12 protein-coding genes are annotated in these 10,870 nt (G+C 69.0%); 10 read left to right on the forward strand and 2 right to left on the reverse strand.

The features are described from left to right. The first annotated feature begins 33 nt into the window (after positions 1-33). Positions 34-531 carry a MarR family transcriptional regulator gene (locus tag VFF46_RS11690; protein WP_325037108.1) on the forward strand — a complete coding sequence of 166 codons (498 nt, stop codon included), beginning with the start codon at positions 34-36 and terminating at the stop codon, positions 529-531. Between the two features lie 2 nt (positions 532-533). Further along, entirely contained in the window at positions 534-1,649 is a 1,116-nt protein-coding gene (gene fxlM / locus VFF46_RS11695; RefSeq protein ID WP_325037110.1) for a methyltransferase, FxLD system, read from the forward strand. Here the strand turns inward: fxlM and VFF46_RS11700 are convergent. Then, positions 1,627-2,460, reverse strand: coding sequence for a hypothetical protein (locus VFF46_RS11700; protein WP_325037112.1), 834 nt, complete (start codon positions 2,458-2,460; stop codon positions 1,627-1,629). The genes fxlM and VFF46_RS11700 overlap by 23 nt on opposite strands. Positions 2,461-2,573: 113 nt before the next feature. On the opposite strand from VFF46_RS11700, the gene efp reads away from it, so the two are divergent. Further along, positions 2,574-3,137, forward strand: coding sequence for an elongation factor P (gene efp, locus VFF46_RS11705; protein WP_325037113.1), 564 nt, complete (start codon positions 2,574-2,576; stop codon positions 3,135-3,137). A gap of 23 nt (positions 3,138-3,160) precedes the next feature. After that, complete coding sequence (nusB, locus tag VFF46_RS11710) at positions 3,161-3,571, forward strand: transcription antitermination factor NusB (protein WP_325037114.1); 411 nt, start codon at positions 3,161-3,163, stop codon at positions 3,569-3,571. Positions 3,572-3,782: 211 nt separating this feature from the next. Here nusB and VFF46_RS11715 read toward each other — a convergent pair whose 3' ends face one another. Then, positions 3,783-4,298, reverse strand: coding sequence for a transcriptional regulator (locus tag VFF46_RS11715; protein WP_141851350.1), 516 nt, complete (start codon positions 4,296-4,298; stop codon positions 3,783-3,785). A gap of 205 nt (positions 4,299-4,503) precedes the next feature. On the opposite strand from VFF46_RS11715, the gene pyrR reads away from it, so the two are divergent. The 6 genes from pyrR to carB form a co-directional block, all read left to right on the forward strand. Continuing rightward, the gene (pyrR, locus tag VFF46_RS11720; protein WP_325037115.1) at positions 4,504-5,097 is read left to right on the forward strand and encodes a bifunctional pyr operon transcriptional regulator/uracil phosphoribosyltransferase PyrR; all 594 of its coding nucleotides are present in this window, start codon (positions 4,504-4,506) and stop codon (positions 5,095-5,097) included. Beyond that, complete coding sequence (locus VFF46_RS11725) at positions 5,094-6,029, forward strand: aspartate carbamoyltransferase catalytic subunit (RefSeq protein ID WP_325037116.1); 936 nt, start codon at positions 5,094-5,096, stop codon at positions 6,027-6,029. The genes pyrR and VFF46_RS11725 overlap by 4 nt, the downstream gene beginning before the upstream one ends. Further along, the gene (locus tag VFF46_RS11730; protein WP_325037117.1) at positions 6,026-7,318 is read left to right on the forward strand and encodes a dihydroorotase; all 1,293 of its coding nucleotides are present in this window, start codon (positions 6,026-6,028) and stop codon (positions 7,316-7,318) included. Before VFF46_RS11725 ends, VFF46_RS11730 begins: the two co-directional genes overlap by 4 nt. Further along, positions 7,315-7,800, forward strand: coding sequence for a hypothetical protein (locus VFF46_RS11735; RefSeq protein ID WP_325037118.1), 486 nt, complete (start codon positions 7,315-7,317; stop codon positions 7,798-7,800). Before VFF46_RS11730 ends, VFF46_RS11735 begins: the two co-directional genes overlap by 4 nt. Next, positions 7,797-8,930, forward strand: a complete 1,134-nt coding sequence (gene carA / locus VFF46_RS11740; protein WP_325037119.1) for a glutamine-hydrolyzing carbamoyl-phosphate synthase small subunit — start codon at positions 7,797-7,799, stop codon at positions 8,928-8,930. The genes VFF46_RS11735 and carA overlap by 4 nt, the downstream gene beginning before the upstream one ends. Continuing rightward, the coding region (gene carB / locus VFF46_RS11745; RefSeq protein WP_325037120.1) for a carbamoyl-phosphate synthase large subunit at positions 8,930-10,870 on the forward strand (1,941 nt) is incomplete at its 3' end. The genes carA and carB, both read left to right, overlap by 1 nt.

The raw sequence follows: 10,870 nt of genomic DNA on the forward strand, positions 1-10,870 counted from the left end.
TAAACTCAAATCTCTCACCGCTAAGCTGAGTGGATGGCAGATCACGTCGACCTGGTGCTCGAGCAGTGGCGCGAACGGCGGCCGGACCTGGACGCGTCGCCGATGGGCATCATCGGCCGGATGAGCCGGCTGGGCGCGATGTTCGACGCCGAGCTCCGGCGGAACTTCGCCCGCCACGACCTCGACCGCGCGTCCTTCGACGTGCTGGCGACGCTGCGGCGCAGCAACCCCGAGCACAGCCTGACCCCGGCCGGCCTGATGCACTCGTCGATGGTGACGTCCGGCGCGATCAGCCAGCGGCTCGACCGGCTGGAGGCCCGCGGTTTGGTCACCCGCGCGCCCAGCGAGACCGACCGCCGCGGTGTCCAGGTGACGCTGACGCCTGAGGGGCTCGCGCTGATCGACAAGGTGCTGCCGACCCACGTGGACACCGAATCGCAGCTGCTTGCCGGTCTGTCCAAGGCTGAGCGCGATCAGCTCGCGGGGCTCCTGCGGACGTTGCTGGAATCGCTCGGGGACAAGCGGGACTGACCATGACCGGCGCCGGCGCGGACTCGTTGCGGACGGCCCTCGTCCGGCAGTTGACCGCGAACGGCACGATCCACGACGGGCGGATCGCAGCCGCGTTCGAGGCGGTACCACGGCATCTGTTCGTGCCACAGGTCCCGTTGGAGCTCGCGTACGCCGACGACGTCGTACCGATGAAGCAGGACCGGGCCGGGGTGCTGACGAGTTCGGTGTCGCAGCCGAGCATCATTGCGCTGATGCTGCAGCAGGCCGCGATCCGGCCGGGGGACCGGGTGCTGGAGATCGGTTCCGGCGGCTACAACGCCGCTCTGCTGCGGGAGCTGGCCGGTCCGGGCGGCGCGGTGACCACGGTCGACATCGACGCGGACGTGACGCGGCGGGCCCGGGTGTCGCTGGACCAGGCCGGGTACGGCGACGTGGCCGTCGTACAGGCCGACGGCGAATTCGGGGACCCCGAGCGGGCGCCGTACGACCGGATCGTCGTGACGGTGACCGCGTGGGAGGTCGCGCCGGCCTGGGTACGGCAGCTGCGGCCGGGCGGGCGCATCGTCGTACCGCTGCGGCTGCGCGGACAGACGCGGGCGGTGGCGTTCGACCTGGTGGGGGAGCACCTGGAGAGCAGGTCGACGACCATGTGCGGGTTCGTCAGCATGCAGGGGGTCGGGGCGCACTACGAGCGGTACGAGGACGGGCTGACGTACGACGAGGACCAGGAGGACGAGCCGCGGCCAAAAGGCGACGTACTGGAGCTGCGACGCGAGCGGAGGTGGTCAGGGCTCCAAGTGCATCGTGAGGAGCTGTTGCTGGACCTCTACCTGTGGCTGGCGACGACACTGCCCGGGTACTGCGTTCTGGACAGGGACGGGGAGGCGGCTGTCGCAACGGCGGACAGTCTGGCGTACCTGTCGAGGCGGCGCGGTCGGGACGCCTCACACGTCGAGCTGGGATGTAGCGGCCACGGTCCGGGCGCACGTGTCCTCATCGACCGCGTTGTCGAGCAGATGCGTCGGTGGGACGGCAAGCACCCGACGTTCCAGGTTCATGCGTTGGGTGCTGAGTTGCCGCGGGGCTTTCACATCGCCCGCCGGCACAGCTACATCACTGTGCAGTGGGAGGCGTAGGCCGCGGCGGGTTGCTGACGGTCTGCCAGAGCTCGTCGATGTCGGACCGGTCGTCCGGCTCGGGCGTGTCCACCCAGCCGCTGGCCCAGACGTTCTCCTCGCGGTCGTCGAGGTTGAAGATCGACTCCGAGAACGCGGCCGAGCCGACGTACCGCCCGTCGTCCTCGTCGGGTTCGTCCGCCTTCTGCGATCCGGCGGAGGACTGCGGGGTGACCAGGGACCGTGCGTACTTCTGTGCTTCCAGCAGCCCGAGCTCGCGTTCGTCGCTCAGCAGGCGAACCGCGCCGACCTCGTTGCCGGCCTTCATCAGGTCGCGCACCCTGGCGTCGAGGTCCTGCTGTGAGGACGGCAGGTGGTTCTGCGGCGGGCGGTGCGCCGGCGGCTGGTACGGGCCCGGGTTGTACTGCAGCGGGTACTGCTGGAACTGGCCAGGAGCCTGGTACGGCGTGACCGGCTGCACTGCTTGGCCCGGGGAAGCCCACTCGCCGGGGTGGGCCGGCTGGCGGCCGTTCTGCAGGAGCTGCTGGAGGACGGCCGCGGCCTGCCGACTGCCCTGCGCGGTTCCGCTTTGTGCAGGGGCTCCCACCTGGGGGGCCGGAGGCGGTCCGCCTGGTCCCGCAGCTTGGGTGAACTGCCCCTGGAACTGGATCGGCTGGTTGCCGCCCTGCTGCGCCTGCATCTTCTGCACCAGCGCCTGCACGCGCGCGTTCTGCTTGGCCTGATTGCCGTTGCCGCGGTTCGACTGCTGCCGTGCCTTGGTGATCAGGCTCAGCACGATCATCACCACGACGAAGATCACGAACTGCGTCATCACCCCAGCGTAAGGCCCACCAGGGCTAGGTGCCGTGGCACGAATCGGAGGAAACCCGGTGTGACCGCTACAATCCGGTATTACCGCTGATCGAATTCGAAGGGCATACCCGCGTGGCATCGACGAACGACCTCAAGAACGGCATGGTGCTCGACCTGGACGGCCAGTTGTGGTCCGTCGTCTGGTTCCAGCACCACAAGCCGGGCAAGGGCGGCGCCATCGTCCGGACCAAGCTGAAGAACGTGCTGTCCGGCAAGGTGGTCGACAAGACCTTCAACGCCGACGTGAAGGTCGACGTGGCCACGGTCGACAAGCGTGACATGACGTACCTGTACAACGACGGCTCGGCGTACGTGTTCATGGACAAGTCGACGTACGACCAGCTCCAGCTGCAGCCGGACGTGGTCGGCGACGCCGTGCACTTCCTGCTGGAGAACCAGGACGCCATCGTCGCGGTGCACGACGACCTCCCGCTGTACGTCGAGCTCCCGGCCTCGGTCGAGCTCACCGTGGAGTACACCGAGCCCGGCCTGCAGGGCGACCGCTCCAGCGGCGGCACCAAGCCGGCCCGCCTGGAGACCGGGTACGACATCCAGGTCCCGCTGTTCCTGACCACCGGCGAGAAGGTCAAGGTGGACACCCGGACCGGGGACTACCTCGGCCGCGTCACCTCCTGACGACCGGAAGCTGACAACCGAACATGTCTGCCCGTAGCAAGGCCCGCAAGCGCGCACTGGACGTGCTGTTCGAGTCCGAGGTCAGGGGGCTGCCGGTCGGCGGCACCCTGGCCGACCGGGTGGCGGACAACGACCCGCCGGTGAACGAGTTCACCGTGGCGCTGGTCGAGGGAGTGGCCAAACACGTCGAGCAGATCGACGAACTGCTCGAGACCCATTCGGTGGGCTGGACGCTGGACCGGATGCCGGCCGTCGACCGGAACATCCTCCGGATCGGTGCCTACGAGCTGCTGTACGACGACCAGGTCCCGGACGTGGTCGCGGTGAGCGAGGCGGTGGCGATGGCGCGGGACCTGTCGACCGACGAGTCCCCGGCGTTCGTGAACGGGCTGCTGGCGCGACTGCTCCAGCTGAAGCCCACGCTCGGCCTCTGAGGGGGCGAGTCCCTCTCCTGTGCTCCCAGGCCCGGTGACCGTCTCGGTACGGTCCCGGGCCGCTGTTACGTCCCCGTGCGCGGCGGGTGAGATGGTACCTGCCGCTCGTGCTGTTGTGTTTCCTGTTCGGTCGGTGTTGCCCGGTGGAGAAGGCGGGCGGCCGCGGGCCAGCTGCTACAAGCCCCGACCGTCTAGTGCCTTCACCTGGTGATCAGGCGCCGGCAGCCTCGGACGACTCCTCGACGTCACCCTTCGCCTCGGGGTTGAGAACACCCCAGGAGATGAAGCGCTCGGTCAGCGTCGTCGGCGACTCGTCGTAGATCACCGCGAGCGTGCGCATGTCGTCCTGACGGATCGACAGCACCTTGCCGTTGTAGTCCCCGCGCTGAGCCTGGATCGTGGCCGCGTACCGCGTCAGCGGACCGGCCTCGCTCGCGTCGAGGTGTTGCAGAGCCTCCAGGTCGAGGATCAACCGGGGCGGAGCGGCAGCCGCAGCGGCCGCGCTGGCGTTTCCAGGGAGCAGTTCACGGATCGGCACGCCGTAGAAATCGGCGAGTTCCGCGAGCTTCTGGACCGTGACGGCCCGATCGCCGCGCTCGTACGAGCCGACGACGACCGCCTTCCAGCGACCCTTGGACTTCTCTTCCACACCATGCAGCGACAGCCCTTGCTGCTGGCGGATGGCGCGTAACTTGCCACCCAGTGTCTTCGCGTATTCGCTAGGCACGCTGGTTCTTCCCTCCAACTAGTTTCGTTCGGTCCGGCCTGCCGGAACGGGCCGGGTCTTGAAACCCCCCTCGATTACACAGAGTAACAATATTCCGGAGCGTAGGCCAGCGTCAAGACGGCGTGTCACATCCGATACCATGTCAAGCGGTCCGAACGTCCTTTAAAGACCTGTCCAGAGAGGCAGGAAAGGAGGAACGGTAGCGATGAGCCCTGCCCAGAGCGCAGAGCACCCCGAGATCACGCAGCCGCCGAATCGCAGCAGCCGCGAGGTCCTCGACGCTTCCGACATTTCCCGGGCACTGACCCGGATCGCCCACGAGATCCTCGAGCGGAACCGCGGCGCCGACCCGGTCGTGCTGCTCGGCATCCCCACCCGCGGCGTCCCGCTGGCCCAGCGCGTCTCCGCCCGGATCCAGGCCGTCGAAGGGCAGAGCGTGCCCACAGGGTCACTCGACGTGACCATGTACCGCGACGACATCGGTCTCAAACCACCCCGCGGCCTCGAGCACACCGCGATCCCGGCGGACGGGATCGACGGCAAGGTCGTCGTCCTGGTCGACGACGTGCTGTTCTCGGGCCGGACGATCCGCGCCGCGCTGGACGCGCTCGGCGACATCGGCCGCCCGCGCGCCGTGCAGCTCGCCGTCCTGGTCGACCGCGGCCACCGCGAGCTGCCGATCCGCGCCGACTACGTGGGCAAGAACCTGCCGACCTCCCTTGTGGAACGCGTCACAGTGCACCTCACCGAGTTCGACGCCGAAGACGCCGTCCTGATCGCCGACAAGGGGGCGAAGTGAAGCATCTGCTGAGTGCCGCGGACCTGAGCCGCGACGAGGCGCACCTGATCCTCGACACCGCCGAGGAGATGCGGTCGCTGGCCGACCGCCCGATCAAGAAGCTGCCGGCGCTGCGCGGCCGGACGGTGGTGAACCTGTTCTTCGAGGACTCCACCCGGACCCGGATCTCGTTCGAGGCGGCCGCCAAGCGGCTGTCCGCGGACGTGATCAACTTCTCCGCCAAGGGCTCCAGCGTGAGCAAGGGGGAGAGCCTCAAGGACACCGCGCTGACCCTGCAGGCGATGGGCGCCGACGGCGTCGTCTGCCGGCACGGTTCGTCCGGTGCGCCGCACCTGCTGGCGACGTCCGGCTGGATGACCGGCTCGGTGGTGAACGCAGGCGACGGGACCCACGAGCACCCGACGCAGGCGCTGCTGGACGCGTTCACGATGCGGCGGCACCTCGGGTCGCTGGAGGGCCGCCGGATCACGATCGTCGGCGACGTCCTGCACTCCCGGGTCGCCCGGTCGAACGTGCTGCTGCTCGGCACGCTGGGCGCAGAGGTCACGGTGGTCGCCCCGCCGACGCTGCTGCCGGTCGACATGAGCAACTGGCCCTGCGTCACGTCGTACGACTTCGACTCGGCGCTGCCGAAGAGCGACGCGGTGATGATGCTGCGGGTGCAGCGCGAGCGGATGAACGACGCGTACTTCCCGAGCGCCCGCGAGTACAGCCGGCGCTACGGCCTGGACCGGTACCGGATGGCGCAGCTGCCGGACGACGCGATCGTGCTGCACCCCGGCCCGATGAATCGCGGGATGGAGATCAGTGCCGAGGTCGCCGACTCGACCCGCTCGGTGATCGTCGAACAGGTCACGAACGGCGTGGCCATCCGGATGGCCGTCCTGTATCTGCTGTTGTCAGGTAGTAACGAAGAGGAGCACACCGCATGACCGCGTACCTGATCACCGGAGCGAGGATCGTCGGCGGCGAGGTGGCGGACCTGCTGATCGACGGCGGCGAGATCGTTGCCGTCGGCACCAACCTCTCCAAGCCCGAGGACACGCGCACCATCGCTGCGGACGGCCTGATCGCGCTGCCCGGGCTGGTCGACCTGCACACGCACCTGCGCGAGCCCGGCCGGGAGGACGCCGAGACCGTGTTCAGCGGCACCCGGGCGGCCGCCAAGGGCGGGTTCACCGCGGTGTTCGCGATGGCCAACACCGACCCGGTCGCCGACACCGCCGGCGTCGTCGAGCAGGTCTGGCGGCTCGGCCGCGACGCCGGGTACGCCGACGTGTACCCGATCGGCGCTGTCACGGTCGGACGGAAGGGCACGCAGCTCGCCGAGCTCGGCGCGATGGCGGACTCCGCCGCCCGGGTCCGGGTGTTCTCCGACGACGGCGACTGTGTCTGGGACGCGGCGCTGATGCGTCGCGCGCTCGAATACGTGAAGGCGTTCGACGGCGTCATCGCCCAGCACGCGCAGGAGCCGCGGCTCACCCAGGGCGCGCAGATGAACGAGGGCGCGCTGTCCGGGGTCCTCGGCCTGACCGGCTGGCCGAGCGTCGCCGAGGAGGCGATCATCGCCCGCGACATCCTGCTGAACGCGCACGTCGGCTCGAAGCTGCACGTCTGCCACCTGTCCACCAAGGGCTCGGTGGAGATCGTCCGCGCCGCCAAGCGCCGCGGACTCGAGGTGACCGCCGAGGTGACGCCGCACCACCTGCTGCTCACCGAGGACCTGGCCGCCTCGTACAACCCGGTCTACAAGGTGAACCCGCCGTTGCGTACCAAGGCGGACGTCGAGGCGGTCCGTGAAGGACTGGCCGACGGCACCATCGACATCGTCGCCACCGACCACGCGCCGCACCCGGTCGAGGACAAGGACTGCGAGTGGAGCGCGGCGGCCTTCGGGATGACCGGGCTGGAGACGGCGCTGAGCGTCGTACAGCACGCGATGGTCGACACCAAGCTGCTCAGCTGGGCCGACGTCGCCGACCGGATGAGCTACCGTCCGGCGGCGATCGGTCAGGCCCCGGACCACGGCCGCCCGCTCGAGGCGGGTGCGCCCGCGAACGTCGTGCTGTACGACCCGCGCGTCCAGCAGACCGTCGTACCGGACGCCTCGGTGTCGCTGTCGCGGAACACGCCGTTCGAGGGGATGACGCTGCCGGGCAAGGTGGTCGCGGCGTTCCTCCGCGGTACGCCGACTGTCCTGGACGGTGAGCTCACCCGGTGAAAGCCGTCCTGGGCATTCTCGGCACGCTGCTGGTGCTGGCGGCGGGCTACTTCGGCATGTACCGGGGCTGGCGGAACCGCCAGGCCCGGCAGGCCGACCTGGCGCCGTTGCCCGCGGCACCAGCTGATGACACCCGTGGGGTCGAAGGCGTGTACGTCGCCACGACCAGTGCCGGCGACTGGATGGACCGGATCGCCGTGCACGAACTCGGGGTCCGCAGCATCGCGGACCTGGCCGTCAGCGCGGACGGCCTGATCTTCCACCGGCAGGGCGCGGCGGACGTATTCATCCCGGCGGACCACCTGACCGGCGTCCGGACCGACCGCGGCATCGCCGGCAAGGTGACCGCGGAGAAGTCCGGCCTGGTGGTGGTCACCTGGAACCACGACGGCCGCTCGCTGGACACCGGGTTCCGGCCCCGACGCAAGGCCGACACCGCCGCCCTGACCGCATCCATCTCGACTCTGATCGGAGCACAATGAGTCAGCCCGCCAAGGAAAAGGCACTCCTGGTTCTCGAGGACGGCCGCGCCTTCGCAGGTACGTCGTACGGGGCGACCGGATCCACGTTCGGCGAGGCGGTGTTCACCACCGGGATGACCGGGTACCAGGAGACACTGACCGACCCGTCGTACCACCGGCAGATCGTCACCCAGACCGCGCCGCACATCGGCAACACCGGGATCAACGACGAGGACGACGAGTCGCAGAAGATCTGGGTCGCCGGGTACGTCGTCCGCGACCCGGCCCGGGTGCCGTCGAACTGGCGCGCCAAGCGGTCCCTCGACGACCAGCTGAAGGCGCAGGACATCGTCGGGATCTCCGGGATCGACACCCGGGCGCTGACCCGGCACCTGCGCGAGCGCGGCGCGATGCGGGCCGGGATCTCCACCGAGATCCTGGACGCCGGCGAGCTGCTGAAGAAGGTCCTCGAGCAGCCGCCGATGGTCGGCGCCGACCTGGCCACCGAGGTGACGACCTTCGAGCCGTACGTCGTGCCGGCGCTCGGCGAACGCAGGTTCACCGTGGTCGCGCTGGACCTCGGGATCAAGACGATGACGCCGAAGCGGATGGCCGAGTGCGGCATCGAGGTGCACGTGCTGCCCGCGAATGCGTCGTTGGAGGAGATCCTCGCGGTCGACCCGGACGGCATCTTCATGAGCAACGGGCCGGGTGACCCGGAGACCACCGAGCACCCGACCGAGGTCTTGAAGGCCTTGCTCGAGCAGGGCAAGCCGTACTTCGGGATCTGCTTCGGGAACCAGGTGTTCGGGCGGGCGCTCGGGCTCGGCACGTTCAAGCTGAAGTACGGGCACCGCGGCATCAACCAGCCGGTGCTGGACCGGGCGACCGGGAAGGTCGAGATCACCGCGCAGAATCACGGGTTCGCTGTGGACGCGCCGCTCGACGGGCCGGTCGAGACACCGTACGGCACGGCGGAGGTCAGCCATGTCTCGCTCAACGACAACGTGGTCGAGGGCCTCAAACTCACCGGTCGCGACGGCCGCGTGCTCGCCTTCTCGGTGCAGTACCACCCTGAGGCGGCAGCAGGACCGCACGATTCGGCGTACCTGTTCGACCGCTTCGTAGAAATGATGGAGGGACGGGCCTGATGCCACGTCGTACAGACATCGAGTCGGTGCTCGTCATCGGGTCCGGGCCGATCGTGATCGGCCAGGCCTGCGAGTTCGACTACTCCGGGACCCAGGCCTGCCGGGTGCTCCGCGAGGAGGGCTTCCGGGTCGTCCTGGTGAACTCCAACCCGGCCACGATCATGACCGACCCGGAGTTCGCGGACGCGACGTACGTCGAGCCGATCACGCCGGAGTACGTCGAGAAGGTGATCGAGAAGGAGCGCCCGAACGCGCTGCTCGCCACCCTTGGCGGGCAGACCGCGCTGAACGCGGCGATCGCGCTGCACGACAACGGCGTACTGGAGAAGTACGGCGTCGAGCTGATCGGCGCGTCCGTGGACGCGATCCAGCGCGGCGAGAACCGGGAGTCGTTCAAGCACATCGTCGAGAAGCTCGGCGCGGAGGTCGCGCGGTCGGTGATCTGCCACTCGCTGGACGACGTGATGGGCGCCGCCGACCAGCTCGGGTACCCGCTGGTCGTCCGGCCGTCGTTCACGATGGGCGGCGTCGGCAGCGGCATGGCGTACGACGAGGCCGACCTGCGCCGGATCGCCGGCGCCGGGCTGCACGCGTCGCCGACCACCGAGGTGCTGATCGAGGAGTCGATCCTCGGCTGGAAGGAGTACGAGCTGGAGGTGATGCGCGACAAGGCCGACAACGTGGTGATCATCTGCTCGATCGAGAACGTCGACCCGATGGGCGTGCACACCGGCGACTCGGTCACGGTGGCGCCCGCGATGACGCTCACCGACCGCGAGTACCAGGTGATGCGGGACCTAGCCATCGGCATCATCCGCGAGGTCGGCGTCGACACCGGCGGCTGCAACATCCAGTTCGCGGTGAACCCGGCCGACGGCCGGCTGATCGTGATCGAGATGAACCCGCGGGTCTCCCGGTCGTCCGCGCTGGCCTCGAAGGCGACCGGTTTCCCGATCGCGAAGATCGCCGCCAAGGTCGCGATCGGCTACACGCTGGACGAGATCCCGAACGACATCACCAAGCAGACGCCGGCCAGCTTCGAGCCGACGCTGGACTACGTGGTGGTGAAGGTGCCGCGGTTCGCGTTCGAGAAGTTCCCGGCCGCGGACGCCACGCTCACCACGCACATGAAGAGCGTCGGCGAGGCGATGGCGATCGGCCGCAACTACACCGAGGCGCTGCAGAAGGCGCTCCGCTCGCTGGAGAAGCCGGAGGCGCGGTTCTCCTGGGCCGGGCAGCCGGCCGAGCTCGGCCCGTTGCTGGAGGCAATCAAAACCCCGCACGACGGGCGGCTGCGGACGATCATGGACGCGATCCGTGCCGGGGCGACCCCGGAGCAGATCTTCGACAACACTCGCATCGACCCGTGGTTCGTGGACCAGCTGTACCTGATCCACGAGACCGCGCTGCAGGTGGCGGCCGCGCCGCGGCTGACGCCCGACGTCATCAAGCTGGCCAAGCGGCACGGGTTCTCGGACCTGCAGCTGGCCGAGATCCGCGGTCTCACCGAGGACGTCGTCCGCGGCGTCCGGCAGGCGCTCGGCATCCGGCCGGTCTACAAGACGGTCGACACCTGTGCGGCCGAGTTCAAGGCGGAGACGCCGTACCACTACTCGTCGTACGACGAGGAGACAGAAGTTGCGCCGCGCGAGACCCCGGCCGTGCTGATCCTCGGCTCCGGGCCGAACCGGATCGGCCAGGGCATCGAGTTCGACTACTCGTGTGTGCACGCGTCGATGGCGCTCCGCGAGGCCGGGTACTGCACGATCATGGTGAACTGCAACCCGGAGACGGTGTCGACCGACTACGACACCTCCGACCGGTTGTACTTCGAGCCGCTCACCTGCGAGGACGTGCTCGAGATCGTGTACGCCGAGCTGCAGGCCGGACCGGTCGCGGGCGTGATCGTCCAGCTCGGTGGCCAGACGCCGCTCGGGCTG

Source organism: Kribbella sp. (assembly GCF_035655035.1).
Classification (GTDB): domain Bacteria; phylum Actinomycetota; class Actinomycetes; order Propionibacteriales; family Kribbellaceae; genus Kribbella.

Coding starts and splice junctions, on each gene's coding strand:
- pyrR (WP_325037115.1), top strand. CDS start 4,504: ATGAGCCCTGCCCAGAGCGCAGAGCACCCCGAGATCACGCAGCCGCCG.
- carA (WP_325037119.1), top strand. CDS start 7,797: ATGAGTCAGCCCGCCAAGGAAAAGGCACTCCTGGTTCTCGAGGACGGC.
- VFF46_RS11730 (WP_325037117.1), top strand. CDS start 6,026: ATGACCGCGTACCTGATCACCGGAGCGAGGATCGTCGGCGGCGAGGTG.
- VFF46_RS11700 (WP_325037112.1), bottom strand. CDS start 2,460: ATGACGCAGTTCGTGATCTTCGTCGTGGTGATGATCGTGCTGAGCCTG.
- fxlM (WP_325037110.1), top strand. CDS start 534: ATGACCGGCGCCGGCGCGGACTCGTTGCGGACGGCCCTCGTCCGGCAG.
- VFF46_RS11690 (WP_325037108.1), top strand. CDS start 34: ATGGCAGATCACGTCGACCTGGTGCTCGAGCAGTGGCGCGAACGGCGG.
- nusB (WP_325037114.1), top strand. CDS start 3,161: ATGTCTGCCCGTAGCAAGGCCCGCAAGCGCGCACTGGACGTGCTGTTC.